At 69.8% G+C, this 25,420-nt stretch carries 27 protein-coding genes, 1 tRNA gene and 1 pseudogene; 15 read left to right on the top strand and 14 right to left on the bottom strand.

Features of this window, described 5'->3' with window-relative positions:
- The first annotated feature begins 175 nt into the window (after nucleotides 1–175).
- A complete protein-coding gene (locus tag AB0F88_RS06895) occupies nucleotides 176–2,281 on the top strand; it encodes a multicopper oxidase family protein (RefSeq protein WP_362678291.1) in 2,106 nt (701 codons plus the stop codon).
- A 225-nt stretch (nucleotides 2,282–2,506) separates the two neighbouring features.
- Here the strand turns inward: AB0F88_RS06895 and AB0F88_RS06890 are convergent, their stop codons facing one another.
- Nucleotides 2,507–3,103 carry an RDD family protein gene (locus tag AB0F88_RS06890; RefSeq protein WP_362678289.1) on the bottom strand — a complete coding sequence of 199 codons (597 nt, stop codon included), beginning with the start codon at nucleotides 3,101–3,103 and terminating at the stop codon, nucleotides 2,507–2,509.
- Nucleotides 3,104–3,317: 214 nt separating this feature from the next.
- On the opposite strand from AB0F88_RS06890, the gene AB0F88_RS06885 reads away from it, so the two are divergent.
- Nucleotides 3,318–3,473: a hypothetical protein gene (locus tag AB0F88_RS06885; protein ID WP_362678287.1), complete on the top strand. Its 156-nt coding sequence runs from the start codon at nucleotides 3,318–3,320 to the stop codon at nucleotides 3,471–3,473.
- A gap of 212 nt (nucleotides 3,474–3,685) precedes the next feature.
- Here the strand turns inward: AB0F88_RS06885 and AB0F88_RS06880 are convergent, their stop codons facing one another.
- A complete protein-coding gene (locus tag AB0F88_RS06880; RefSeq protein WP_362678285.1) occupies nucleotides 3,686–4,210 on the bottom strand; it encodes a hypothetical protein in 525 nt (174 codons plus the stop codon).
- 1,149 nt (nucleotides 4,211–5,359) lie between these two features.
- On the opposite strand from AB0F88_RS06880, the gene AB0F88_RS06875 reads away from it, so the two are divergent.
- Entirely contained in the window at nucleotides 5,360–5,863 is a 504-nt protein-coding gene (locus AB0F88_RS06875) for a tyrosine-type recombinase/integrase (protein WP_362678283.1), read from the top strand.
- A gap of 51 nt (nucleotides 5,864–5,914) precedes the next feature.
- Here the strand turns inward: AB0F88_RS06875 and AB0F88_RS06870 are convergent.
- The 3 genes from AB0F88_RS06870 to cysS all read right to left on the bottom strand — a co-directional run bounded on the left by AB0F88_RS06870 (nucleotide 5,915) and on the right by cysS (nucleotide 8,449).
- Nucleotides 5,915–5,987: transfer RNA gene (locus AB0F88_RS06870), tRNA-Thr, on the bottom strand.
- 72 nt (nucleotides 5,988–6,059) lie between these two features.
- The gene (rlmB, locus tag AB0F88_RS06865; RefSeq protein ID WP_362678281.1) at nucleotides 6,060–7,028 is read right to left on the bottom strand and encodes a 23S rRNA (guanosine(2251)-2'-O)-methyltransferase RlmB; all 969 of its coding nucleotides are present in this window, start codon (nucleotides 7,026–7,028) and stop codon (nucleotides 6,060–6,062) included.
- Nucleotides 7,029–7,051: 23 nt separating this feature from the next.
- Nucleotides 7,052–8,449 (bottom strand): cysteine--tRNA ligase, encoded by a 1,398-nt coding sequence (gene cysS, locus AB0F88_RS06860; RefSeq protein WP_362678279.1) that lies wholly within the window; start codon nucleotides 8,447–8,449, stop codon nucleotides 7,052–7,054.
- A gap of 399 nt (nucleotides 8,450–8,848) precedes the next feature.
- Here cysS and AB0F88_RS06855 point away from each other — a divergent pair, with 399 nt between their 5' ends.
- Complete coding sequence (locus tag AB0F88_RS06855; protein ID WP_362678277.1) at nucleotides 8,849–10,318, top strand: hypothetical protein; 1,470 nt, start codon at nucleotides 8,849–8,851, stop codon at nucleotides 10,316–10,318.
- Nucleotides 10,319–11,392: 1,074 nt separating this feature from the next.
- Here the strand turns inward: AB0F88_RS06855 and AB0F88_RS06850 are convergent.
- From AB0F88_RS06850 to AB0F88_RS06835, 4 genes are all read right to left on the bottom strand, one after another.
- On the bottom strand, nucleotides 11,393–11,659 hold the full coding sequence (locus AB0F88_RS06850) for a GlsB/YeaQ/YmgE family stress response membrane protein (RefSeq protein WP_362678275.1): 267 nt from the start codon (nucleotides 11,657–11,659) through the stop codon (nucleotides 11,393–11,395).
- Nucleotides 11,660–11,752: 93 nt separating this feature from the next.
- The gene (locus tag AB0F88_RS06845) at nucleotides 11,753–12,019 is read right to left on the bottom strand and encodes a GlsB/YeaQ/YmgE family stress response membrane protein (RefSeq protein WP_362678273.1); all 267 of its coding nucleotides are present in this window, start codon (nucleotides 12,017–12,019) and stop codon (nucleotides 11,753–11,755) included.
- Nucleotides 12,020–12,208: 189 nt separating this feature from the next.
- The gene (ispF, locus tag AB0F88_RS06840; protein ID WP_362678271.1) at nucleotides 12,209–12,667 is read right to left on the bottom strand and encodes a 2-C-methyl-D-erythritol 2,4-cyclodiphosphate synthase; all 459 of its coding nucleotides are present in this window, start codon (nucleotides 12,665–12,667) and stop codon (nucleotides 12,209–12,211) included.
- Between the two features lie 17 nt (nucleotides 12,668–12,684).
- Nucleotides 12,685–13,167, bottom strand: a complete 483-nt coding sequence (locus AB0F88_RS06835; RefSeq protein WP_030924410.1) for a CarD family transcriptional regulator — start codon at nucleotides 13,165–13,167, stop codon at nucleotides 12,685–12,687.
- A gap of 261 nt (nucleotides 13,168–13,428) precedes the next feature.
- Here AB0F88_RS06835 and AB0F88_RS06830 point away from each other — a divergent pair, with 261 nt between their 5' ends.
- Together AB0F88_RS06830 and AB0F88_RS06825 are read left to right on the top strand one after the other, a co-directional pair.
- Nucleotides 13,429–14,010: a copper chaperone PCu(A)C gene (locus AB0F88_RS06830; protein WP_362678269.1), complete on the top strand. Its 582-nt coding sequence runs from the start codon at nucleotides 13,429–13,431 to the stop codon at nucleotides 14,008–14,010.
- A gap of 13 nt (nucleotides 14,011–14,023) precedes the next feature.
- Nucleotides 14,024–14,218 (top strand): annotated as a pseudogene (locus AB0F88_RS06825) (hypothetical protein); the annotation flags it as partial.
- 18 nt (nucleotides 14,219–14,236) lie between these two features.
- Here the strand turns inward: AB0F88_RS06825 and AB0F88_RS06820 are convergent.
- A complete protein-coding gene (locus AB0F88_RS06820) occupies nucleotides 14,237–14,926 on the bottom strand; it encodes a response regulator transcription factor (RefSeq protein WP_362678267.1) in 690 nt (229 codons plus the stop codon).
- Complete coding sequence (locus AB0F88_RS06815; RefSeq protein ID WP_362680557.1) at nucleotides 14,923–16,104, bottom strand: ATP-binding protein; 1,182 nt, start codon at nucleotides 16,102–16,104, stop codon at nucleotides 14,923–14,925. Before AB0F88_RS06815 ends, AB0F88_RS06820 begins: the two co-directional genes overlap by 4 nt.
- A 158-nt stretch (nucleotides 16,105–16,262) precedes the next feature.
- Between AB0F88_RS06815 and phoU the strand changes: the two genes are divergently transcribed.
- Nucleotides 16,263–16,922 carry a phosphate signaling complex protein PhoU gene (gene phoU, locus AB0F88_RS06810; protein ID WP_362678265.1) on the top strand — a complete coding sequence of 220 codons (660 nt, stop codon included), beginning with the start codon at nucleotides 16,263–16,265 and terminating at the stop codon, nucleotides 16,920–16,922.
- 148 nt (nucleotides 16,923–17,070) lie between these two features.
- Here phoU and AB0F88_RS06805 read toward each other — a convergent pair whose 3' ends face one another.
- The 3 genes from AB0F88_RS06805 to mshA all read right to left on the bottom strand — a co-directional run bounded on the left by AB0F88_RS06805 (nucleotide 17,071) and on the right by mshA (nucleotide 19,948).
- Entirely contained in the window at nucleotides 17,071–17,814 is a 744-nt protein-coding gene (locus AB0F88_RS06805; protein ID WP_362678263.1) for a phosphoglyceromutase, read from the bottom strand.
- A 271-nt stretch (nucleotides 17,815–18,085) separates the two neighbouring features.
- Entirely contained in the window at nucleotides 18,086–18,565 is a 480-nt protein-coding gene (locus AB0F88_RS06800; RefSeq protein WP_362678261.1) for a YbjN domain-containing protein, read from the bottom strand.
- 99 nt (nucleotides 18,566–18,664) lie between these two features.
- Nucleotides 18,665–19,948, bottom strand: a complete 1,284-nt coding sequence (gene mshA / locus AB0F88_RS06795) for a D-inositol-3-phosphate glycosyltransferase (RefSeq protein ID WP_362678259.1) — start codon at nucleotides 19,946–19,948, stop codon at nucleotides 18,665–18,667.
- Nucleotides 19,949–20,055: 107 nt separating this feature from the next.
- Between mshA and AB0F88_RS06790 the strand changes: the two genes are divergently transcribed.
- From AB0F88_RS06790 to AB0F88_RS06755, 8 genes are all read left to right on the top strand, one after another.
- Complete coding sequence (locus AB0F88_RS06790) at nucleotides 20,056–20,793, top strand: SDR family NAD(P)-dependent oxidoreductase (protein WP_362678257.1); 738 nt, start codon at nucleotides 20,056–20,058, stop codon at nucleotides 20,791–20,793.
- 22 nt (nucleotides 20,794–20,815) lie between these two features.
- Nucleotides 20,816–21,619 (top strand): class I SAM-dependent methyltransferase, encoded by an 804-nt coding sequence (locus tag AB0F88_RS06785; RefSeq protein WP_362678255.1) that lies wholly within the window; start codon nucleotides 20,816–20,818, stop codon nucleotides 21,617–21,619.
- A 59-nt stretch (nucleotides 21,620–21,678) separates the two neighbouring features.
- A complete protein-coding gene (locus tag AB0F88_RS06780; RefSeq protein WP_362678253.1) occupies nucleotides 21,679–22,209 on the top strand; it encodes a GNAT family N-acetyltransferase in 531 nt (176 codons plus the stop codon).
- Nucleotides 22,210–22,270: 61 nt separating this feature from the next.
- Nucleotides 22,271–22,636, top strand: a complete 366-nt coding sequence (locus AB0F88_RS06775) for a BlaI/MecI/CopY family transcriptional regulator (protein ID WP_362678251.1) — start codon at nucleotides 22,271–22,273, stop codon at nucleotides 22,634–22,636.
- On the top strand, nucleotides 22,637–23,560 hold the full coding sequence (locus AB0F88_RS06770) for a M56 family metallopeptidase (protein ID WP_362678249.1): 924 nt from the start codon (nucleotides 22,637–22,639) through the stop codon (nucleotides 23,558–23,560).
- A 261-nt stretch (nucleotides 23,561–23,821) separates the two neighbouring features.
- On the top strand, nucleotides 23,822–24,352 hold the full coding sequence (locus AB0F88_RS06765; protein ID WP_362678247.1) for a helix-turn-helix domain-containing protein: 531 nt from the start codon (nucleotides 23,822–23,824) through the stop codon (nucleotides 24,350–24,352).
- Nucleotides 24,353–24,355: 3 nt separating this feature from the next.
- Entirely contained in the window at nucleotides 24,356–24,826 is a 471-nt protein-coding gene (locus tag AB0F88_RS06760) for a hypothetical protein (protein WP_362678245.1), read from the top strand.
- 227 nt (nucleotides 24,827–25,053) lie between these two features.
- Nucleotides 25,054–25,383 (top strand): DUF2516 family protein, encoded by a 330-nt coding sequence (locus AB0F88_RS06755; protein ID WP_362678243.1) that lies wholly within the window; start codon nucleotides 25,054–25,056, stop codon nucleotides 25,381–25,383.
- The last annotated feature ends 37 nt before the right edge of the window (nucleotides 25,384–25,420 follow it).

Genomic DNA, 25,420 nt, shown 5'->3' with positions numbered 1-25,420 from the left:
CACTCGACGGCCGGGACACACCCGGGGGAACACCCGGCGGCAACGGCGCACCGGCGGCCAGGACACACCCGGCGCCGTACGGCTCCCGTCCGGCCGTCCATACGGTGATTCGCGTAGCCGGTGTCGGCATCGGGCGGATGCGAGCGCCCCCGCCGGGAACCTAGCGTCGGCGCCCATGTACGAGTTCGCGGTGAATGTCGACAGCATTTTGGTGATCCTGCTCCTCGTCGTCTGGAGCGCCGCAGGTATCCTCGCGGGAGGTCTCCCAACGCGCCGCCGGGCCCGGCTCCTCCTCGCGCTGATCGGCGTGGGGACGGTCGTCACAGTGGCCCGGGGCATCGGCACCGGCCTGCTGTGGTCGAACGGCTGGGTCTTCGTCGCCGACCGGGTGCTGGTGGCACTGCCCCTGCTCGCCGTCCCGATGGTGGCGATGTTCGCGCTGGCCGTCCCAGCGCTACGGCGGATCGCCGGTCGACGTCAAGCGACGGACGGAACGGCGGAGACGGCGGAGACGGCAAGGACGGAGAGGACAGAGAGGACAGAGAGGACGGAGAGGACACCGGAGACGGCGGGAGCACCGCCGGCGCCCTTCCCGGTTTCCGTCCGGGTCTCCGTGCGGACGACCGCGGTGGCAGCCCTGCTCGGCGCCTTCATGGAGTACCTCTCCCGTCCGCTCCCGCCGTACGGCGCGGACATGGCGATCTACGCGGGCGTCCTCCTCGTGGCCGCGGCAGCGTCCCGGGGGCGAAACCCCCGTCCTCGCCGGGCCGGGACCAGGCGGGCCGTGGCCGTCACCGCCCTGGTGGCGACGGCCATCACCGGCGCGGGCGTCTACGAGATGCGGACGAGCCTTCTGCCCGACCGGATGTCCATGATGGGCCACGGCGACGTGGACTACGGAGGAGGTCCCGGCGGTTCCCACCACGGGAGCCGGGCATCGGGCGCCCCGGCCGTCAAGGCCGTCGACGCCGCCGACCTCACCGGCCCGCGCACGGGCACCCCCGACCGCGCGTTCACCCTGACGGCCCGGGAGACGAGCATCCGGCTCGGCTCCGGCGCCGTGCTCGACGCCTGGACCTACAACGGCCAGGCACCCGGGCCCGCGCTGACCGTACGCGAGGGCGACCTCGTCCAGGTGACGCTCGTCAACAGGCTTCCCCGCGAGGGGGTCACCATCCACTGGCACGGCCTGGACGTGCCCAACGCCGAGGACGGCGTCGCGGGCGTGACCCAGGACGCCGTACAGCCGGGTGAGAGCCACGTCTACCGGTTCCGCGCCGACCAGGTGGGCACATTCTGGTACCACACCCACCAGAGCCCCCTCGTCGGCGTGCGGCGCGGGCTGTTCGGCTCGCTCGTGGTACTCCCCCCGGAAGGCACCACGGGCGAGGACATCACCGTGATGGCCCACAACTGGGAGCGTCCCGACGGGCTGGTCGCGGCGTTCGGCACGTCGGACACGCTCGACCGCCGACCGGTGAGACCCGGCACCCCGGTACGGCTACGCGTGGTCAACACCGACAGGAACGCCTGGTCGGACGTCGAGTCCAGGAACCTCGTACTGCTGGGCACGCGCTTCCGGGTGGCCGCCATCGACGGAGTCGACCTCGACGGCCCCTCCGAACTCGGCGGGGTGCGGCTCTCCGTGCCCGAGGGCGGCCGGTACGACCTGACCTTCGTCATGCCGGATCGGCCGGTCCTCCTGGCCGACCTCGCCAACCCCCGGGCCGGACTGCTCCTGAGCCCCGGCTCCGACGGCCCGGTGACCGCGCCCTCGATTCCACCTGACGCGCCGCTCTTCGACCCCGCGACGTACGGCACGCCGGCTCCGGCCCCCTTCACTCGCTTCGACCGCGATTTCACGGTCATCATCGACGACAGGATCGGCTTCCACGACGGCACCCTCCATTTCCTGCCCACCGTCAACGGGCGCGGCTTTCCTCACACCCCCGTCCACATGGTCCGGCAGGGTGAAGTCGTTCGTATGACGTTCGTGAACCGCAGCCACCAGGTCCACCCGATGCACCTGCACGGGCACCACGCCCTCGTGCTTTCCCGAAACGGCCGCCCGACCACCGGGAGCCCCTGGTGGATCGACACCCTGGCCGTCCAGCCTGGCGAAACCTACGAGATCGGATTCCGCGCGGACAATCCCGGCGTCTGGATGGACCACTGTCACGACCTCGGCCACGCGGCCGACGGCATGGTGACGCACCTGGCCTACGAGGGGGTCTCCACTCCCTACGAGATCGGACACGGAACCCCCAACCAGCCGGAATGATCGGGTCGCGAGCCCAACTCGCGTCCGGGGAGCGGGCCGGGGCCAGGGGTCAAGGTGGAGCGCCCCACCGGACGAACGACCCTGCCCCCTGGCCCTGGTCTGCTTGGCTTGCCCTGGGACGACGGCGACGGGAAGATCTGGCCGGCAATCACCTACGAACCCGACTCCCATCCTTGACGATCATCCCGAAGCCGGAGTTCCCCCGTCTTCTGTCGACATAGTCGACTACAAGGCCACCAGCACAGAGATGAGCACGAGGGCGGCGAAGAGAGCGATGACGATGCCTAGGCTGAACAGGAAGCCGGATCCTCCGAGCCCTTTCCTGTTAGAGCCGCTAAGGTCGACCACTACGGTTTTGGCAATCACGTCATGTAGGCATCGGCGCTTCGAATCGCCGAATATCCACAACATGTCGACCAGGTTGAGCAGCATCCCGATATACGGCACTGACGTCATAACGGGGTAGATAAGAGCGCGAATTCCCGCATGACGGAGGCTCGGCGGTTCTCCGGTTGCACTGGACACTACCTTCAAGCGACAGAGTCGCTTGCCAAGCGTCTGACCCCACAGCGCGTGCTGTACCCAGAAGTAGGCGGCGAGGAGGACGGTGATCGCGACTTCGACCGGCCAATTGGGATTCCCCGCGTAAGGGTTGAGATAACTGATGAGGACCGATTCGTCAGACACCTCGACATCTTCAAGCAGCGGATAGACCGGCGAGACTGCTATGAAACAGATCAGGCCGTCGATAAGGGAGGCTGCAAAACGGTGACGTCTCGCAGCGAGAGTTCGTGTTGTTAGAGCTTGGGGGGCGGTTGTCATGCCAGTCAGTGTGCCGGATGACTTTGACATGTGAAACCAGAGAGGCTGGAGATTACGAGGGGCGGCGCGGCGCCGGGGTCGGCGCGTTGGTTGGGTACGGCGGGTGCGCGGTGCGGCTACGGCCCGGGGCGCCGCCGGCCGGGACCGGCGCCCACGCCGCACGCCCGGACGGCGGGCGGGTGGAGGGCCGTGCGGCGGCGCGGCGCGCCGCCGCTTGACACGGGCGGCGCTGATCTACCAGCACGCCAGCCAGGACCGGGACAAGGTCATCGCCAAGGCGCTCGGGCAGGCGTTCAAGCGGGCACGGGCAGGCGGGCACGAGAAGCCATCGGGCACGGAACGGGCACGGAAGATCATAAAGTTCCCCTGAACGGCGAAAGGCCAGGTCACCGGATATCGGTTGACCTGGCCTTTCACATGCGAGCCGACGAGGGGAATCGAACCCCTGACCTACAGTTTACAAGATCTCGGCACGCGACCCTGTGACCTGCTGCGGCGCTGGTCAGAAGCGGTCTCACCCTGTCCGTGAGTCCCCGTCATTCCCCCTTGTTCCCCTGCCTTACTGGCACGCGAATGGCACGGTCACCTAGTTCCTCCAACTGGCCAGAGGTTGAGAATGTTCCTGGCAACAGCTGTCACCGGCACGCCGGTGGTGTTGATGACAATGGTGTTCTCGGAGCCGTTCGCCGTGATCGTTTTGACTTGGGTCATCGTACGTTCCAGTTGCGCTTCGGCTCCCGAGCCGATCTCTCGTCGGTAGACACGGTCCTTCAAGGTCTGTCCGTCAGCTGTAAGCCGGATTGTGGTGATCTTCGCGTCTGGGAGAGCTTCGGTGATCCAGGCAAGTTCACGATCTATGTCAGTGAAGACGCCGGTGAGAATGAGACGGGTGTGCCCAAGGGCCATGTAGTTGGACCACAGAGCGGAGAGGTTTCGTCGAGCCAGGTCGGCCCCATCTGGTGATGGATGCACCCGGTCAAGCTCATCGGTGTCCAGCAACGCGTGTGAGACGTCAGCCTGGGTGAGCTGGTGGGCGACCTCATAGGCCGTGGAGGACTTTCCGACCCCAGCAGGACCGCAGATCACAAGAACTTGATGCGAAGCCATGGGCGTACCTTGTCGTCGGTGCTTCTCGGCGTCCACCGGTTTTGTGACCTGACCGTCTCGCCGCCGCTGGCACGGCTTGAGAACCCCGTGCGGACGCACGCACCCCGCCTCGCCGAATCTTCCCGTCTGCCTCGTCCCACCCCGGAGGGGCAACAGCTCGGGGACGGAGGGGCAAGGTCGTCTTCGCGTGTACGTCAGCCGGTAGGCGTTTCTCGTTCATGGAATGCCAACGGTCACAGACGGCCTTGATCCGGAGGAGTCGAGATGTTGGGCTTGCCTGGGACGAGGCAGACGGGAAGATCCTGCTTCTACCCCAGCCACCTACGAGCCGGGGTCCTACTCATGACGATCATCCCGGAGCCGAGCACCCCCGCCGGAGGCAGGTTCTGCTCCGGGCCGCTTTTCGAGTACCGCGCATACGAGTGCGCCGATCATCAAGCCTATCCCTGCCTTAACCTGGATGTCCTGTACGTCATGGACTCCTCCATGAACGACCGAGAAATAGGTGACTCGGATGAGAATCAAGGAGCCGAGGACAAGGAAGGAGGTCCGAAGAGCGCGGGCCGCAAAAGGTCTGGGCGCGCCTGAGCGACGATTCCGCAGGTAGTAGCTGCCAAAGATAAGTAGCAAAGCGAGCAGGGTGGTCAAGAGGAAAAAGCTGGTATGTCCGAGTGTGTATGCAAAGGCGGGTTCAGACACGGATCGCACAAAGTTATCAACGGGCTCAAAGGGGTCCACGGCAGAAGCATAGGGCAAATCAACCATCCCACAGTGAACAATCTAGTAGTGAGATCCAGCATGTCCCTGGATGATCGACATGACGGTGACAGAGTTCCCGTCGGACTGCTACTCAGACGATCTAGTTAGCAGGGAACCTCTCGATACAACTCCACTCGAATGCCAGCGCTGAGCATAGCCGGGCGCCGACCGCATAAGACGAAGACAGTAGGACGCTCCCGACTGAACGTGACGGTGCGGCGGCGTGCTGCTGGAGTCGGCGAGCGGCTTAGGTACGGCGGGTGCGCGGGTCGGTGGACGGCCCGGGGCGCCGCTGGCCGGGACCGGCGTCCACGCCGCACGCCCGGGCGGCGGGCGGCAGAGGGCCGGGTACGGCAGCGCGGCGCGCCGCCGCTTGACCTTGATCAGGGAGTGCTTCGGGTCGCGGGTGCGCTGGTCGAGATCGGCGGTGGCAAGGTGCTGGACGAGACGCCCAAGTCGCGAGCCGGTCGGCGGATGGTGTCCATTCCCCTGGAGATCATTCCGGACCTGCGGGTGCACCTGGAGATGTTCGCGGAACCGGAGGAGAACGGGCGCGTCTTCACCGGCCCCAACGGCGGGCCTTTGAAGCACTCGGGATTCCGCCGGACGTGGAACAGGGTCCGTGCGGCTGCCGGGCTTCCCGATCTCCATTTCCACGATCTCCGCCACGTCGGCAACACCCTGGCCGCCTCCAGCGGGGCGACTCTCAAAGAGCTGATGTCCCGGATGGGGCACTCCTCCACGCGGGCGGCGCTGATCTACCAGCACGCCGGTCAGGACCGTGACAAGGCCATCGCGGAGGCTCTGGGCAAGGCTCTCAAGGTGGCACGCAAGACGGCCACGAAGAAGGCCAATGGCACGCGGGTGGCACGGAAGGGCAAGAAGTCCGCTTAACGATCAAAGGGCCAGGTCACCGTATGCCGGTTGACCTGGCCCTTTGCTGCGAGCCGACGAGGGGAATCGAACCCCTGACCTACAGTTTACAAGACTGTTGCTCTGCCGATTGAGCTACGTCGGCACGGTCGCCAGACGAGTGTAGTCGGCTTACTCCCCGTACGTCACCGAGGTATGCCCTGCCGATCGCGAACCGTTAGGAACGGCGGTGGCGGGCGACCTCGTAGAGGGCGATGCCGGCGGCGACCCCGGCGTTGAGGGACTCGGCGGCGGCGTGCATCGGGATGCGGACGACCAGGTCACACGACTCGCGGACCAGGCGGGACAGGCCCTTGCCCTCGGAGCCCACGACGACGACCAGCGGGCCGTCGAGGAGGTTGGCCTCACCGATGTCGACCGTGCCCTCGCCGTCCAGGCCGATCACGAACAGGCCCGCCTCGCGGTACTCCCGCAGGGTGGCGGTGAGGTTGGCGGCGCGGGCGACCGGCAGGTTGGCCAGCGTGCCCGCCGAGGTCTTCCAGGCCCCGCCGGTGACCCCTGCCGAGCGGCGGGAGGGGATGACCAGGCCGTGGGCGCCGAACGCGGTCGCCGAGCGGGCGATGGCGCCCAGGTTGCGGGGGTCGGTGACGCTGTCGAGAGCGACGATCAGCGGGACCTCCGCGGCCTCCTGGGCCACGCGGACCAGGTCGTCGGGGTGGGCGTAGTCGTACGCCGGGATCTGCAGGGCGATGCCCTGGTGGATCCCGCCCTCGGTGAGGCGGTCGAGCTTCTCCCTGCCGACCTCCAGCATCGCGATGCCCCGGTCGGCGGCGATGCGGACCGACTCTTTGACGCGGTCGTCGTTGTCGATCCGCAGGGCCACGTAGAGCGTGCTGGCCGGAACCCCGGCCCGCAGCGCCTCGACGACGGGGTTGCGCCCGCCGATGTGCTCGGGCGCGTCGTCGCTCCGCCGGGTGCGGACCGGGGTGCGCGGGGAGGAGGACCTGCCGGTCTTCTCCTCGCGCTCGATCCGCTCGGTGCGCGCCTTGTCCTTGTGCCAGTGCCGCAGATGCGCCGGCGGGGTGGCTCCCCTGCCTTCCAGGCCACGACGGACGTTGCCGCCCGTGCCCTTGGTCGGACTCTTCTTCTTCGCGGGTCGCCCGGACCCTTTACCCCCACCAGCCATGGTCTATAGCGTACGGCCTGGTTTCACCGCGAGAGTTCCCAGCGTGGCCCCTGGGGGGTGTCCTCGACGTGGATACCCGCGTGGGAAAGCTGGTCACGGATGCTGTCGGCCGCCGAGAAGTCCTTGCGCGCCCGCGCCGCCTGCCGCTGTTCCAGCGCGACGGCGACCAGCGCGTCGACGGTCGCCCGCATGCCGGTCTCGCCGCCCGAGGAGCGCCACTGCTCCGAACGCGGGTCGAGACCGAGGACGTCGAGCATGTTCTGCGTCTCGGCGAGCAGCCTGGCCACCTGCTCCTTGTTGCCCTGGGCCAGCGCGACGTTGCCCTCGCGGACCACCTCGTGCACCACGGCGAGCGCCTGGGGGGTGCCCAGGTCGTCGTCGAGGGCGTCGGAGAAGGCCTGGGGAAGCGGCGCGTGGGCGTCGACGTCGTGGATGACCTCGGCCGCGCGGGTGACGAAGCCCTCGATGCGCTGGTAGGCCGAGGCGGCCTCGAACAGCGCCTCCTCCGAGTAGTCGATCGAGGAACGGTAGTGCGGGGCCGCCAGGTAGTAGCGGAGCTCGACCGGGCGGACCTTCTTGGTGACCTCGGGGATCAGCAGGGAGTTGCCGAGCGACTTGCTCATCTTCTCCGCGCCGATCTTGAGCATGCCGTTGTGCATCCAGTAACGGGCGAAGCCGTCGCCGGCCGCCTGGGACTGGGTCAGCTCGTTCTCGTGGTGCGGGAAGATCAGGTCGACGCCACCGCCGTGGATGTCGAAGGTGGGCCCGAGATACTTGGTCGCCATGGCCGAGCACTCCAGGTGCCAGCCGGGGCGACCCCGGCCCCACGGGGTCGGCCAGGTCGGCTCACCGGGCTTCTCGCCCTTCCAGAGCGCGAAGTCGCGCGGGTCGCGCTTGCAGGAGTCGGTGTCGGTGTCGCCCGCGGCCCGCATGTTCTGGAGCTTCTGGTTGGACAGCGAGCCGTACCGGTCGGCGTAGGACATGACGTCGAAGTAGACGTCGCCCTCGGCCGCGTAGGCGTGTCCGGCGGCGATCAGCCGGTCCATCAGCTCGATCATCTCGGGCACGTGACCGGTGGCGCGGGGCTCGACGGTGGGGGGCAGGCAGCCCAGCACCTCATAAGCCCAGGTGAAGGCCCTCTGGTTGCGCTCGGCGACGACGAACCACGGCACGTTCTCGGCGGCGGCGACTCTGATGATCTTGTCGTCGATGTCGGTGACGTTGCGGCAGAAGGTCACCTCGTAGCCGGACCTGATCATCCAGCGGCGGAGCACGTCGAAGTTGACGCCCGAGCGGATGTGCCCGATGTGCGGGGGAGCCTGCACGGTGGCACCACACAGGTAGATCGAGGCCCGGCCGGGTTCGACCGGGACGAATTCGCGGACAGTGCGTACGCTGGTGTCGTATAGCTGCAGGCTCACGAAGGCAAGGCTAATGCCTCACCTCCCCTCACAAACCGAGTTGCGGGACGTTGAAGACACTCAGCAGAGTGTTTTATGACCATTAGCGGCGAATGTCGCTCCGTTGATCTGGCAGAACGGCATCGCGACAGAGGGCGCGGCCGATAGTGATCCTGGCGATCACCCTCTCCACCTGGAGATTCCGCTCGCCCCCGGTGTTCGTGCGTCATCTCCTGGACGAGCGCCCCGTCGGGATCATCCTGTCGAGGTGGCCGTCCCTCTCACCTCCACGCGGCGATGACGCAGCGATAACGTGGATGAGTAGCGGTAAGGCCCGGCAGGGAGCCTGCCCTCTGCCTCGACCGCCCTCGGAAACTTCTCCGATCATGCTAGATGCCGATTCTGTAGGCTCAAAGGGCCATGGACGTCAAATCCCCCGGGGCGGCAGGCTCGATCTCCCGCCCGTCCCCGCTCCCGCCCCTGCCCACCGCAACCGCCGCCGAGCCGAGCCGGGTGGCCGTCGCCCTGCGCCGCGCCGGGATCGCCGTCACCGGAGTCGGCGTGGCCGCGCTCACCGCCGCGGCCTGCGTACTCTCCTTCGAGGATCTGCGCGCCCTCGCCGTGGCGGGCAGGGCGCCCGCCGGCCTCGCGTATCTGTATCCCGCCGCCTTCGACGCCCTGCTCGTCATCGCGATGATCGGCGTGCTGCTGCTGCGCGGCGGCTGGTGGCCGGTGCGGCTGCAGGCGGGCGTGATCCTGACGCTGCTGTTCGCCGGCGCGGCCGCCGCCGAGGTGTCCACCGCCATGCGGATGGCGGTGGACGAGGGGCGCGCGGCCGTCGTGGTCGCCGTCGCCCCCTGGGTGATGCTGATCCTGGCCCTGTGGCTCTGGCTCCTGCTGATCAAACACGCCGCCGCCCGGAGGGCCGCGAGCGACGCGGCCCCGTACGGCCTGTCCTCGTCCGAGCGCGACATCGTGCCGTTCCCCGAGGCGAGCCGGGCGGTCCCGAACCGCCCCGGCGCGCCCGACCCCGAGGAGCGGTGGCAGGACCCGCCGGCCCACCCCGAGCACCCCGGCCAGCCCGGCCAGCCCGGTCAGCCCGGCCACGAAGACCATCCGGGTCATGAAGACCATCCGGGTCACGGGAAACGTCCGGGTCATGGGGACCACCCCGGTCACGGGGACCGTCCGGGTCACCCAGTGCATCCGGGGCATCTGGTGCACCACTCCGCGGCGGAGATCATGCTCGACCCGCATTCCGCGCCTCCCCTGGAGACCGCCCCGCACCACGACCTCCCGGTGGGAGAGCCGGTGGTCGGTCCCACCGCGGCACCGGAGACGCCCGAGGTCACCGACATCCCGCAGGACCCGCCGCCTTCGCGGGAACCCGTGGCCCCCCGGCCGGGCAAGCCGATGCGCTGGGGCGACCTGGTCCGGCCGCGCCAGGGCGACCTGCTCGTCCACCCGCCCCGCCCGGCCGTACGGGCACCCGAGCCCGAGAGCGGCGGCAGGGTCAGCGAGCGGGTGGAGACGTGGGACAGCGACACCGACCTTCCCCGGGAGCAGGCGGCCGAGGTGAGCGAGCGCGACGCCGACACCCAGCCGATCCTCGCCGTGAAGGACCGCCCGGCGAGTGTCCCGCCGGGCGGGACGGCCGCGGAGCAGGCGGCGCCGACGCCCGCGGAGACGGCCTCGGGGGGCGCCGCGAAGGCGCCTGCGGCGAGGGAGAGGCGCACGGGCCGCAAGGCCGGAAAGTCCCCTGACCCGGCGCACGGCGCCGAGGCCGCCGAGACCGGGGAGGAGGCCGAAGCGCGGTCGCACGACGAGGACGGCGCCGCGGCACCGCCCTCCGGGCGGATGCGCAGCACGCCCGTACCCCCGGGTGAGTGAGAGATCGAGGGCGAGCGGGGGACGGACCTGATCGCGGGAGGCGGATCTGATCCGCTTCCAGGTGGCCGTCGAGCACGACACGAACCCCGAACCTGACGTTCCGGCGACCCGGCTCCCCCGCGATCCGACGGCCCGTCGATCCGTTGGCCCGGTGCCGCCCGTTGGCCCGGTGCTGCGCGACCGGCCGCGGACGCCCGTCGGGCAGGGCGGCAGGGCGTCGAGCGTGACCACGGCCGGCGGCCCCGGTGCTGCGGTCGTACGCCCGTCGGGTCAGCTCCGGGGCCTGGGAGGAGCTGACCCGGTCTTCGGGCCGTCGCTCAGCAGGGGCTCTCCGCCGGGTTGGCCGAGAACGCTGAGATCGGCTACGTGGTCGGCGTCCTTTCGGCCCCGCCGCACGCGCTGGGTGGGTGGTCCAGGCGTTCGAACACCACGTTCTCCGTGTGAGAAGGCCGGTGGTCCCGGGCCTTCATCGCCCGGTCGGCCACGCCTCCGGGCCGTTCCCCGGGCGGTCCGTCGCTCCGCGGGTGGTTCCGCTCGTGGTGGACGCGTGGTGGGTCCGCCGGGGCGGCTACTCGCGGTGAATCCGCCGGAGCAACTGGCAGTCGGCCGGGGCGGTACGGCCTCAGGCCCCGTTCAGGCCCCGTTCAGGCCCCGTTCAGGCCCCGTTCAGGCCCCGCCGTCGCCCGGCCGCCGGACAGGCCGGCCGGGCGACGGCGGGGCCGGGGCCGCACGCCGCGATGGAACCGAGCGGCGGTCTCCTGCCGGAACCGCCGTTCACCACCGGGTGCTGGACCGGCCCGCAGCTATTCGCTCACACATGTGTGAACGGCGCCCCGCTGCGGACCGGCGATTTGCTCACCTCCGGGCCCGGGTCAGGATCGGCCGGAAGCCGGTTCGGCAGGCTGCTCGAACCGGCCTTGAACGACCGAGACCCGCTCGGCAGGCCAGATGGAACCGAGCGGGTCTTCTCCCGGAGCGCGATGACATCGTGCGCGTCACCGCGATTGCCTCCGGACCGGAGGGGGTCCAGTCGAGTCTCGGCGAGGTCACCGGAATGGTTCACCCGGGTGTTCGCTAGACCCTGGAGCGCTTGAGACCCGCGACCAGGCCGACACCGACGATGGCGAGGCCCACCTGCATGACGAGTTCGATCCAGTCGATACCGTCCGTGGTGGCGACGCCGAGGACCTGGGCGAGGGCGGTACCGATAAGCGCGGCGACGATGCCGACGACGACGGTCAGGATCACTCCGATCGCCTGCCTACCGGGAAGCAGGAGACGACCAAGGGCGCCAACGACCGCGCCGATAACGATTGCCCCGAGAATGGACGCGATAGTCATGTTCAACCTCCCAGTGATCGTGAGACCTTCACTCTCACAGGGAGGTGGCTACCCCCTGAGTCACGGTTATTCCTACCGGCGGCAAAAAATCCTTCAGTGCGTCTTTCTCGCCTGCATCTGGACGACGAGGAGCACCGCGAGCACCGCGAGTGCCAGCTGGATGATGTGCTCCCACCAGTCGATCCCTCGCGTGTTGGCCAGACCGAGCGCTCCGGCGATGAGCGAGCCGATGAGCGCGGCGACGATGCCGACGATGAGCGTCAGGCCGATGCTGATGTTCTGACGCCCGGGAAGGATGAGACGCGCCAGGGCACCGATGATGGCGCCGATGATGATTGCGGAGACAATCGAGACGATCATGTCCGGCTCCCCCTGTTACGAGACACGGTCACCAAGGGGTTACCCAGCGCATTCATTGATCACGCTAAAAGAAGGGGTGGCCCGTACCGCGCCAGGAAACGGGCCACCGCCTCGATATGGATCGACGAGCATTCCGCGCCGCCCGCCGGAACGTTTTCCACGTTCCGTACAGAAGACGCCTGACACCCGCTACAGGTTCACCACGATCGCGGTCGCGACGGCCGCCACGCCTTCGCCGCGCCCGGTGAGGCCGAGCCCGTCCGTCGTGGTGGCGCTGACGCTCACGGGAGCCCCCACGGCGGCGCTGAGGGCCTTCTCGGCCTCGACGCGGCGGGGGGCGAGCTTGGGACGGTTACCGATCACCTGGACGGCCACGTTGCCGATCTCGAAGCCCGCGGCACGCACCTTGCGCGCGGTCTCCTCCAGCAGGGCGGCACCCGAGGCGCCGGCCCACCGGGGATCGGACGTGCCGAACAGGCCGCCGAGATCGCCGAGACCCGCCGCGGACAGCAGGGCGTCACAGGCGGCGTGGGCCGCGGCGTCACCGTCGGAGTGACCGGCCAGGCCGGTCTCGCCGGGCCAGTGCAGACCGGCGAGGTGAAGCTCGCGGCCAGAAGCGAACGGGTGGACGTCGACCCCGACGCCCACCCGTGGAAATGTCTTGTTCAGGAGTTGAGAACCTCGTCCAGCAGGGCCTCGGCCTTGTCCTCGTTCGTCTTCTCCGCGAGCGCGAGCTCGCTGACGAGGATCTGCCTGGCCTTCGCCAGCATCCGCTTCTCTCCTGCGGAGAGTCCGCGCTCCCTGTCTCGCCGCCACAGGTCGCGAACGACCTCGGCAACCTTGTTGACGTCACCGGACGCCAGCTTCTCAAGGTTCGCCTTGTAGCGTCGGGACCAGTTCGTGGGCTCTTCGGTGTGAGGCATTCGAAGCACGTCGAAGACGCGCTCAAGGCCCTCTTGTCCGACGACATCGCGAACACCGACGAGTTCTGCGTTGTCAGCCGGCACCTGGACGGTAAGGTCGCCCTTGTCGACCTTAAGAACCAGGTAGGTCCTTTCCTCACCCTTGATGGTTCGGGTCGTGATCGCCTCGATCCGAGCAGCCCCGTGGTGGGGGTAGACGACAGTGTCGCCGACCTGGAAAGTCATGTGACAAGTACCCCTTCCGCTGTACTCAAGAGTACCACGTATCCACAGCCTCCCGGAACAGTGAAATCACCATAACTGCAGGTCAAAGCCGCATCTTATGACTTGACAAGTGCTCAAGTGTGTGAATCAGAGGGGCAAAAAGCACTTATGACCTGCGTTCAGTGGCTTCGGATGATGAGGCGGGTCGGCGGGAAACCCGGTAAACGTCGCCGATAGGGTTGCCCTTGCCCTATCTCACGCGTGACAAGGAGAACTCGCACCGTGACCCGCAACATCCGCCACCGGGCGATCGTCGCCGCGGCGTTCCTCGCAGCCGCTCCGGTCCTGGCCGGCTGCGGTGCCGGATCCGACGCGATCACCAACAAGCCCTACTCGCCGACCGAGGCGCTCTCGGTCAAGACGAAGGGCATCGACATCTCCCAGGCCTTCTTCCTGGGTCCGGACTCCGGCGCGACGCTGCCGGCCGGGGCGGCCACGCCGCTCTACCTGTCGGTGGTCAACACCAACGCGGGCTCCGACCAGCTCGTCGGTCTCGGCATCGACCCCGCCCTCGGTACGGCGAAGGTGAGCGCACCCGTGACGCTCCCTCAGGACCAGCGGGTGAACGTCGGCAAGCCGACCCCCACGATCCTCATCGAAGGGCTGAAGAAGCCGCTCAAGGGCGGCGAGGGACTCAAGGTGCAGCTGCAGTTCGCCAACGCCGGCATCGTGCAGCTCACGATCCCCGTCATCACCCGCAGCCGCGAGTTCACCGCCTACCCGCAGGCTCCCGGCGCCTCCGCGGCCCCCACGCCGTCGCCCACCCCCTCCGCCACCACCGGGGACGAGCACTCGGGCCACTGACCCTCCGGGGCCGGTGACGGCCTCCGGACACGCCGAGGGGCCGTACGGCGCGGGCACGCCGTACGGCCCCTCGGATCGTCCGGAGTCGAGCGGTCGCCCGGGGCGGGCACGCCCGGCCGGGCGGCGCCCCAAAAGCGGGCGACCGTCCGGGAGCGGGCGGGGTGGCTCAGACCTCCGCGGCTCAGACCTCGGCAGGTCGGAGCTCCGCGGCTCAGACCTCCGCGGCTCAGACCTCGGCGGGGTCGAACTTGTAGCCCAGCCCCCGCACGGTGAGGATGCAGCGCGGGTTGGAGGGGTCGGACTCGACCTTGGCCCGCAGCCGCTTGACATGCACGTCCAGGGTCTTGGTGTCGCCCACGTAGTCGGCGCCCCAGACCCGGTCGATGAGCTGGCCCCGGGTGAGCACCCGCCCGGCGTTGCGCAGCAGCACCTCCAGCAGCTCGAACTCCTTCAGGGGCAGCTGCACCGGCTCACCGCGTACGGCGACGATGTGGCGGTCGACGTCCATCCGGACCGGACCGGCGGCCAGCACCGCCGACTCCAGCTCCTCCACGTCGCCCTGGCGGCGCAGCACCGCGCGGATGCGGGCCACCAGCTCTCTCGAGGAGAAGGGCTTGGTGACGTAGTCGTCGGCGCCGAGCTCCAGCCCGACGACCTTGTCGATCTCGCTGTCCTTGGCGGTGAGCATGATGACGGGCACGTTGGAGCGCTGCCGGAGGGAGCGGCAGACCTCGGTACCCGGCAGGCCGGGGAGCATCAGGTCGAGCAGCACCAGGTCGGCGCCGTTGCGGTCGAAGGTTTCCAGCGCCTCCGGCCCGGTGGTGGCCACGGCCACCTCGAAGCCTTCCTTGCGCAGCATGTATGACAGGGCGTCGGAGAACGATTCCTCGTCCTCGACAACGAGCACGCGAGTCACTGCGCGGCCTCCAGGGGAATCGTGACTGTTGCTGGTTCCGTGACCGCCATGCCGCCGAAGGCGGGCAGGCGGAGGGTGAAGGTGGAACCGGAACCTTCCTTGCTCCACACCGTGACCGCCCCGTTGTGGGAGGCGGCCACGTGCTTGACGATGGCCAGGCCGAGGCCCGTGCCACCGGTCGCCCGCGAACGTGCCGCGTCGACGCGGAAGAACCGTTCGAAGATCCGCTCCTGGGCGCTCTCGGGGATGCCGATCCCCTGGTCGCTCACGCTGATCTCGACGGATTCGGTGTTGGGGCCCGCCGCACGGGCGCTGACCACGACCCGGGTGTGCTCGGGGCTGTAGGCGACCGCGTTGTCGATGAGGTTGCGCAGGGCGGTGACGAGAAGCTCGTCGTCGCCCCATATCCGCAGGCCCTCGACCCCGCCGGCGACGAGGGTGATGTCCTTGGCCGCCGCGGTGGTGTTGCAGCGGTCGATGGCCTCGTGCACCGCCTCGTCGATCAGGACCGGGCCCGGGGTGGGGATGGGCTCGGCGCCCTGGATACGGGAGAGGGTGATGAGGTCCTGGACGAGGTAGGTGAGCCGGGCCGCCTCGTGTTGCATGCGCCCGGCGAAGCGGGTGACCGCCTCGGGGTCGTCGGCGGCGTCCTGGATGGTCTCGGCCAGCAGCGACAGCGCGCCCACCGGCGTCTTGAGCTCGTGGCTCACGTTGGCCACGAAGTCGCGGCGCACCGCCTCGACGCGGCGGTGCTCGGTCTGGTCCTCGGCGAGGACGAGCACCTGGCCGTGCGAGCCGAGCGGGGCGACCCGCACCGCGAAGTTGGTCGACTCCTGGCCGAACTTGTGGCCGGCCACCTCGATCTCGCTCTCGCGGATCTCGCCGTCCCTGCGTACCTTCCTGGCCAGGGCGAGCAGCTCGGCCGCCATCAGGTGATCTCCCTTGACCAGGCCGAACGCGCGTGCCGCCGAGCTGGCCCGCAGCACGCGGTCCTCCTTGTCGAGCACGACCGCCGAGGACGGCAGCACGGCCAGCACCGAGGCGACCCCCTGCGGCAGCGCGCCGGGCTCGACGCCGTCAACCGGTGTCATCGCACTCCGCTGTCCATGGGTATGGCGGACGACCATCACGGCCAGCGCTCCCACGACGAAACCGGCCAGTGCGGCCAGGCTCGCCATCAGCTCACTCACGTGGTCCTCCCGTAGGCTTCACGCCCTCGATGGTAGGTCGGGCTTTTCCCATTGAGGACTGCTAAGGGGGCATGACCACGGCCTTTCCCATAAAGTTCACTTTACGGTCGAGGTTCGTTCACCGTCACCGCCCTACGGTGAGTCCCATGCGCGACGCCTATCACGAAGAACTCGACGCCCTCACCGAGCGGCTGGTCGAGATGACCCGGCTCGTGAGGTCGGCGATATCGCGGGCCACCACCGCCCTCCTGGACGCCGACATCCACCTCGCCGAGAGCGTCATCTCCCAGGACGAGGAGGTCAACCGGATCTTCGCGGAGATCGAGGCCTCGATCTTCGACCTGATGGCCAGGCAGCAGCCCGTGGCCGTGGACCTCAGAATGATCATCGCGGCACTGCGGATGGGCACCGACCTGGAGCGCATGGGCGACCTCGCCGAGCATGTGGCCAAGATCGCCCGGCTGCGCCACCCCGAGTCCGCGATCCCGCCGGAGGTCCGCGCCACCATCCTGGAGATGGGGCAGATCGCCGAGCGCCTCGTCACCAAGACCGGCAGCTGCATCGCCTCGCGCGACGTGGAGTCGGCCCTGGAACTGGAGTCCGACGACGACGCCATGGACAAGCTGCACCGGAGGCTGTTCAAGATCCTGATGGCCTCCGACTGGAAGTACGGCGTCGAACCGGCCATCGACGTGACGCTGATCGGCCGCTACTACGAGCGCTACGCCGACCACGCGGTCCGCGTCGCGCACGACGTGGTCTACCTGGTGACGGGCTCCCGCCCCCAGGACACCTCCGCTTTCTGACGCCCGCCGGCCCTTCGCCGGTCCCCACGGACATCTTCTTGAAAGGAGGGAGGGCCCGCCGGATCCGGCGGGCCCTCCCTCCTTTTGTGCGTTCCGGGTGACTTTTCTTCCGTTCCCGATGACTCTCGTTCGTTTCGGGACGCCGGGGCTACTTGCCCTGGTTGGCCACGGCCTCGATGGCGGCCTCGGCGGCGGTGGGGTCGAGGTACTGCCCGCCCTTGGTGACCGGGTGGAAGGCGTCGTCCAGCTCGTACCGGAGCGGGATGCCGGTGGGGATGTTGAGCCCGGCGATCTCGTCGTCGCCGATCCCGTCCAGGTGCTTGACCAGCGCCCGGAGCGAGTTGCCGTGCGCGACGACCAGCACGTTCCTCCCCTGCGCGAGGTCGGGCACGATCTGGTCGTACCAGTACGGCAGCATGCGCTCGACGACGTCCTTGAGGCACTCGGTCCTCGGCATCAGCTCGCCCGGCAGGAGCGCGTAGCGGGCGTCGCCGGCCTGGGAGAACTCGTCGTCGTCGGCGATCGGGGGCGGCGGGACGTCGTAGGAGCGGCGCCAGAGCATGAACTGCTCGTCACCGAACTCGGCCCGCGTCTGCGCCTTGTCCTTGCCCTGCAGGGCGCCGTAGTGGCGCTCGTTGAGCCGCCAGGACCGGGAGACCGGCAGCCAGAGCAGGTCCGCGGCGCCCAGCGCGAGGTTGGCCGTCTGGATGGCCCTGGTCAGCAGGGAGGTGTGCACCACATCGGGACGCACCCCCGCGTCGAGCAGCAGCCGCCCGCCGCGGCGTGCCTCCTCCTCGCCCTTGGCCGAGAGCCCCGCGTCCACCCATCCGGTGAACAGACCCTTTGCGTTCCACTCACTCTCACCGTGCCGAAGCAGCACCAAAGTCGACATGCCGACAAGCTTAGTGGGCGCTTGCTTGGCGTCTCCGGCACTCCACCCGCCCTGAGCCCGCCCTCAGCCTGACCTCAGCTCGCCGAGCCCGCCCTGAGCCCGCCCTCAGCCTGACCTCAGCCCGCCGAGCCCGCCCTCAGCCTGACCTGAGCTGCCCTGGGCTGCCCTGGGCATGGCGCGTCGACGCGGCCTGACCGCCCGCCCAGGCCCGGCCCTCGGAATCGCGGCTCCCGGGGTCTCCCCGCCCGCGGGGCGGCGGGAAGGGGCGCTCTCAGCGCTCGGGGTCGGCGAAGCGGGCGAAGGCCTGGAGGTTGGCGAGCGACTCGCCGCGCTTGGCGCGCCACTCCCACTCTCGCCGGATCGAGGAGGCGAAGCCCAGCTCCAGGGCGCGGTCGAAGCCCTCGTCGGAGTAGGTGAGCACGCATCCGAGAAGGCGGTCGACCTCCTCGTCGGTGACCGCCCCCAGCGGGACGCGGCCCACGAGATAGACGTCGCCGATGGGGTCGAGGGCGAAGTGCACCCCGTACATGGAGCCGTTCTTGGTGAGGAGCCAGCGGTAGAACTCGGCGTGGTTCTCGTCGGGCTGACGGCAGAAGAACGCCTCCACGTGCAGTGCCTGGTCGCCGACGATCAGCCAGGTCATGGTGGCGAGCTTGTGCTGGCCGGGGAGCTTCACCAGGAAGGCCCCCGGCCGGGGCTGCTCGTAGGAGGCGTCCGCGCTCTTCAGCGCCGCCTCGATCACTTCACGCATGGGCCCAGCTTACGAGCGGGCCTCACGAACAGCGCGCCGTCCGCTCCGCGAGCGCCCCGCTCCGCGAACGCCCCGCGCGTGGGCTTCGCGGGCGGGCCTTTAGGAGTTGACCGCGATCGGGAGGCGGTGCAGGTTCGTCATCGCCCCGGCGTAGACGTCCGCCAGCCGGGCCGCGGTGGCCGACCAGCCGAAGGCCGCCGCGTGGGCCACCGCGCCCGCCGACAGCGTCTCCCGCCAGGCGGGCTCGTAGACGAACCGGCGGAGCACCCGCGCCCAGTCATGGGCGTCGTGCCCCTCGACGAGCACCCCGGACACACCGTCGCGTACGGCGGTGCGCAGCCCGCCCACGGACGCGGCGGCGACCGGGGTGCCGCAGGCCTGGGACTCCAGGGCCACGAGGCCGAACGACTCGTTGTGGGAGGGGACGACGGTCACGTCGGACGCGCGGTACCAGTCGGCCAGCTCGTGCTGGGGCGCGGGGGGAACGATCCTGACCACGTCGGAGATCCCCAGCGAGGCGGCCACGTCGGTGAGGTAGGAGGGCCTGGCCAGGCCGTTGCCGCTGGGGCCGCCGACGCAGGCGACGACCAGCCTCGACCTGAGCGAGGGGTCGTCGATGAGCATCCTGGCCGCCGCGCGCAGCAGCACGTCCGGGGCCTTCAGCGGCTGTACGCGGCCCACGAACAGCATCACGTGGGCGTCCTGCGGCAGCCCGAGCCGGTGACGGGCCGCGCCCTGGGAGGCGGGCTGGAAGACTCTGAGGCTCACGCCGGGGTTGACGACCTCGACGCGGGCCGGGGCGGCTCCGTACAGCTCGACGAGCTCCCTGGCCTCGGTCGGGGTGTTGGCCACCAGGCGGTCGGCGACGTCCACGACCTGTTGCTCGCCCACCACCCGGGCGGCCGGCTCCGGCCTGTCGTCGGCGGCGAGCAGGAGGTTCTTCACCTTCGCCATGGTGTGCATGGTGTGGACCAGCGGCAGGCCCCAGCGCTCCTTGGCCAGCCAGCCCACCTGGCCGGAGAGCCAGTAGTGGGAGTGGATGACGTCGTAGCGGCCCGGCTCGTACATGGCCTCGGTGCGCAGCACCCCCGACAGGAAGGCGCAGAGCTGGCCGGGCAGGTCGCCCTTGTCGAGCTCCTCGTACGGACCGGCGGTGACGTGGCGGACCGAGACGCCCGGGACGATCTCCGCGACCGGTGGCAGGTCCCGGGACGTCTGCCGGGTGAAGATCTCCACCTCCACCCCGAGTTCGGCCAGGCGTTTCGCCACTTCGACGATATAGACGTTCATCCCGCCCGCGTCCCCGGTCCCCGGCTGGTCCAGGGGGGACGTGTGCATGCTGATCGTCGCGACCCGGTTGACCCGCCGTCGCCTCACCGACACCACCTCCGAGAGGGCTCAACCATGGAAAAATCAGCAACATTCCCGACACATAGCCGCGCCAGGTCCGGACGGGGCGGCCCCTGCGGTTCCTGGCAGGATGGGTGTCCATGAAGAGGACAGCCGTTGTGACAGGGGCCAGCAGTGGGATCGGCGAGGCGACGGCCCGCAGGCTCGCCGCCGAGGGCTTCGAGGTGGTGGCCGCGGCGCGGCGCAGGGAGCGGCTCGACGAGCTGGCCGCCGAGGTGCCCGGCATCCGCCCGGTCACCCTGGACGTGACGTCACAGGAGTCGGTGGACGAGCTGGCCGCCTCGCTGGAGCGCTGCGACGTGCTGGTGAACAACGCAGGGGGCGCGATCGGCCTGGAGCCCGTGGCGAGCGGGAAGGTCGCCGACTGGCAGCGGATGTACGACGTCAACGTGATCGGCACGCTCCGCATGACCCAGGCGTTGCTGCCCAGGCTGATCGAGTCGGGCGACGGCGTGCTGCTGATGCTGACCTCGGTGGCCGGGCTCGTCTCGTACGAGGGCGGCGGCGGCTACAACGCGGCCAAGCACGCGCAGACCTCGATGACCGAGGTGCTCAGGCTGGAGCTGGTCGGCCGGCCGGTCAGGATCGTCGAGGTCGCCCCCGGGATGGTCCACACCGAGGAGTTCTCGCTGAACCGCTTCCGCGGCGACTCGGCCGCCGCCGGACGGGTCTACGAGGGCGTGCCCGACCCGCTCTCCGCCGACGACGTGGCCGACGCCATCGCCTGGTGCGTGACCCGCCCGGCCCACGTGAACATCGACCGCCTCGTCATCCGCCCCCGGGCCCAGGCCGCCCAGCACAAGGTCCACCGCGTCTGATGTGCCGAAGCCGCGTCTGATCGTGCGGAGGCCAACGGAGAAGCCGGTAGGGGCGATCACCAGGGGGACGACCGGGCACAACCGCCTGCGGCGGGCCGACCGCTGGATCGTCGCCGCGCACGGCCGCCTGCTGCGCTCCGCCGTCCGCCCGCTGGTGGTCGACCTGGGGTACGGGGCCTCGCACACCACGACCCTGGAGATGTTCCTGCGGTTGCGCGTGATCTGCCCCTCGGTCGAGGTCGTCGGCGTCGAGATCGACCCGGCCAGGGTGGCGGCGGCCAAGCCGTACGAGCGGCCGGGACTGTCGTTCACGCTGGGCGGCTTCGAGCTGCCGGTGTCGCGGCCGCCCCTGCTGGTCAGGGCGTTCAACGTGCTGCGGCAGTACGGGGAGGCGCAGGCGTGGGAGTACTGGGCGATGCTCTCCGAACGGCTCGCGCCGGGCGGGGTGATCGTCGAGGGCACCTGCTCGGAGGTGGGCCACCGCGCGGTCTGGGCCGGGCTCGACCGCTCGGGGCCCCGGACGCTCACCCTCTCGGCCCGCTTCGACGCCTTCGAGCGCCCCTCGGACCTGGCCGACCGGCTGCCCAAGACGCTCATCCACCGCAACGTCCCCGGCGAGCCCGTCCACGCCTTCCTGCGCGACTTCGACCGGGCCTGGGCCGTCAACGCCCCCCTGAGCTCGTACGGCTCCCGGCAGCGCTGGATCGCCGCGGCCGAGACGCTCACCGGGACCTGGCCGCTGGCCGGGCACCCGCCGCTGGGCGGCCGGGGGCGCTGGCGGCTCGGCGAGATCACCCTTCCCTGGGCCGCGGTCGCCCCGAGGTGACGTCGAAACTTTGGTAAGGCAACCCTAAGTTGTCCACATATATTTGGTAAAGTCCGCGTATGGCAGAACTGCGGTTCGTGGTGGACCCCGAACTCACCCCGGCTCTCACCGGCGAGCTCGTCGAGTGCTGGACCGAGGTGGTCAACGCCGGAGGGTCGGTCGGCTTCGTCCCCCCGGTCACCTCCGACGACATCCTGGAGACGGCGACCGCCACCTTCGCCGCCTGCGACACCACCCGCGACAACCCCGACCATCTGCTCGTCGGGTTCGACGCGGACGACCGGGTGGCGTGCTGGCTGGTCCTGGGCGACGGGAAGTCGTGGCTGCGGGCGCACTGGCGCTGGGTGTGGCGCGTGATGGTCGATCCCAAGCACCAGGGCAGGGGCTACGGGACGCTGCTCATGCGGGCCGCCGACGACGCCGCCCGCGGCCTGGGGGTGGAGGCGCTGCACCTGACGGTCCGCGGCGGCACCGGGACCGAGGGCTTCTACGGCCGGCTGGGATACGTGGAGGTCGGCCGGATCCCGCGGGCGATCCGCCTCGCTCCGGGCGACGACCGGGACGAGATCTACATGGTCAAACAGCTGTGACACAGGTCACTCGACAACCCGTAGTACTACCCCTCGTGGTGCGGGAGTTAGGCTTGGATGCGTGAAGGGTCTCGGCGAGCTTGAACGCAGCATCATGGACATCATCTGGGCACAGCCATCTCCCGTGACGGCGCGGGAGGTCGGGCGTCTGATCGCCGACCGCGATCTGGCGCCCACCACCGTGATGACCGTGCTCGACCGGCTCACCCGCAAGGGGTTCCTGCTCCGCACCCGGGACGGGCGCGCGTGGCGGTACGCACCGGCGGAGAGCCGCGACGCCTACGTCGCGGAGCTTATGCTGGAAGCGCTGGATATGACCGGTGACCGGTCGGCGGCCCTCACCCGGTTCGCCCAGGCCGTCACCGGCACCGAAGCCGACATCCTGCGCAGGGCCCTGACGGACCTGGAGGAGCTGGAGGACGAGTAGATGACCGCGGCAGCCCTGGCGACGCTCGCCCTGGTCTGCGCGGTCGGTGCCTGGCGGTTCACCCGGGCGCGGTGGACCTACCGCGCTCCGCACGTGGCCATCGTCCTGTGGCAGGCACTGGGGGTCACCTGGGGTCTGGCCGGGACGGGCGCCCTGCTCGGTTACGCGCTGGAGCCCTACGGCGAGGGCGTGCTGCACGGCCTGCACGAGTTCGCGGCCTCCTCGCTCACCGGCGGACGCGGGCTCCCCCGGCCGTACGAGCTGCCGAGGATCGTCGCGCTCGCCGCCGGGCTCACCGCGCTGGCCGTGCTGATCCTGGTGCTCCTCGCCGCGGGCGCGCAGACGTTCCGCGCCCGCCACCGCCACCGCACCCTGCTCGCCCTGATCGCCAGGGAGGACCCGGTGGTCCCCGGCGTGCGGGTGCTCGACCACCCGGGCGCCACCGCCTACTGCGTGCCCGGCCTGCGCTCCCAGGTGGTGGTCAGCGAGGGGGCGCTCAAGCTGCTCTCCGCCGACGAGCTGAGCGCGGTGCTCGCCCACGAGGCCGCCCACGTGCGCGAGCGGCACGACCTGGTGCTGCTGCCCTTCGCCGCGCTGCGCCGGGCGCTGCCCTGGTCGCGCGTGGTCAGGGACGCGCAGAGCGAGGTCGGCCTGCTCGTGGAGATGGCCGCCGACGACGTCGCCCGGCGCTGCTGCTCCGCGCGCCGCCTGGCGACCGCCCTGCTGCGCTTCGGCACCGCGGGCGCCGTCCCGGCCCCGCACGGCGCGCTGGGCGCCGCGAACTCCACCGCCGCCGTGATGGCGAGGGTCGAGCGCCTGGTGAACCCGATCCCGGTCCTGCCGCGCGGGATCCGCTACGCCATCGTCGCCTTCTCCGTCGCCCTGACGTCGTCGGCGCCGCTGCTCTGGCTGGCCCCGTACTGAGAGCCGCGCCAGGGCCCGTGGCGGGCCCCGCCGGGGCCGGTCCCGCGATCCGTGGCGGGCCCCGCCGGGGCAGGTCCCGCGTCGACCCGCCTTGAAAACGTTGACCCGCCTTGAAAATACGGCCGGCTCGCATACCGGGCCCGGGTCTCCCCCTGGAGTTCCGGCCGGATTCGTCCGTCTATAGCCAAACTCACCCCAAAGTGCTTGCAAGTGTTAGCCAACCCGTTTGCAATAGCAAGCACGATGCGGCAGACTCGAGCCATGGCACTACCCAAGGTCGGCTCGATCGGTGAGTACATCCGCGAGCAGCGCACGCACGCGAAGATCTCCCTGCGACAGCTCGCCGCGGCGGCGGGGGTCTCCAACCCCTACCTGAGCCAGATCGAGCGCGGGCTGCGCAAGCCCAGCGCCGAGATCCTGAACCAGATCGCCAAGGGTCTGCACATCTCGTCGCAGGCGCTCTACGTCCAGGCGGGCCTCATCGAGGAGCGCGAGCCGGACAGCGACGTGCTGACCGCGATCAGGGCCGACCACCTCATCACCGAGCGCCAGCGCCAGGTGCTGATCGACATCTACGAGTCGTTCCGCAAGGAGAACCAGCAGGCCGAGGCCCCGGACGACGACGTGCAGACCTCCCAGAAAGCACGTGTCGCACCGGAGCCCCGGCGGGGTGACGCGGACTCCTCGCCTGACGACGAGGCGCCGCTCCCCGGGGAATACCTCACCGCGTTGAAGCCCTACGCGGTCCCCCCGAGCAACGGCCACATCACCGAGGAAACCAAGGAAGGTTAACCCATGCCCATCACCGCCGAAGTCAAGAAGCTGGCCGAGTCCAAGCCGTTCTACGCCGTCGCCGGGGCCGGCGACTTCGCCGTCGAGAAGCTCCTCGAGCTTCCCGAGCAGATCCAGAAGCTGCAGGGCCGCCGCGAGGAGATCCGCGAGGCCGCGAAGGACCTCCCGGAGAGGGCCAGGCAGCTCGCCGGCAAGGCCGAGGGGTACGCCAAGGACTTCCCCGTGAAGGCGCGCGACTACGCCGACCAGATCGCGGGCAGGGCCGGCGAGCTCTACGAGGAGTTCGCCAACCGCGGCCGCAAGGTCGTCTCCAAGACCAGCGGCGAGATCGCCCTGGAGCTGGAGGAGGTCTCCGAGGCCGCCGAGCCCGCGATCGCCGCCGCCCGGACGCCCAAGAAGGGCACCCGCACCTCGAAGTCCACCACGACCGGCAGGTCGACCACGAGCGGCCGGTCCACCACGCCCAGGGGCTGAGCGAGTCCCCTCGCGGACTCCGGTTCCACGGCCCGCCCCGGCGTCGTCTCCGGTGCGGGCCTTCGACGTCCGAGGGCCCGCGCCCGGCGAGGGCGGGAAAGCGGGCCGGAACGAGCGGGCGCGAGAACGGGCCGCCAAGCCCGGCCGGTACGAACCGAGGACGACCCGAACGGGGCTTTCGGCATTAGGCTGAGGGAGACCGGCGAGGCGAACGTTCTGGAGAGACGATGATCGAAATCCACGGTGCCCTGGACCTGGTCTTCTGGATCCTGGCCGTCGGAGTGTTCGCGCTGTCGGGCTGGGCGCTCGTGCACGCGGTGAAGACCCCGGCACGGGCGTTCGCGGTCACCGGCAAGCAGACCAAGAACCTGTGGCTGGTCATCCTCGGGCTGGCCGCGTTGTTCGGCTTCGCCGCCGCGGTGCAGTACCTCCCCGTGCTGAGCATCTTCACGATCGCGTCCGTCATCGCCTCGGGCATCTACCTGGCCGACGTGCGTCCCGCCGTGCGGGAGATCGGCAAGGGCGGCGGCAACCAGGGGCCGTACGGACCCTGGTGAACCGGTCCCGGGCCCGCCGTTTCGCGCGGGCCCTGGA

It is taken from the genome of Streptosporangium sp. NPDC023963 (assembly GCF_040639135.1).
Classification (GTDB): Bacteria; Actinomycetota; Actinomycetes; order Streptosporangiales; family Streptosporangiaceae; genus Streptosporangium.
Note: the sequence above shows the minus strand (reverse complement) of the source record. Positions and strands in the feature narration are given on the sequence as shown.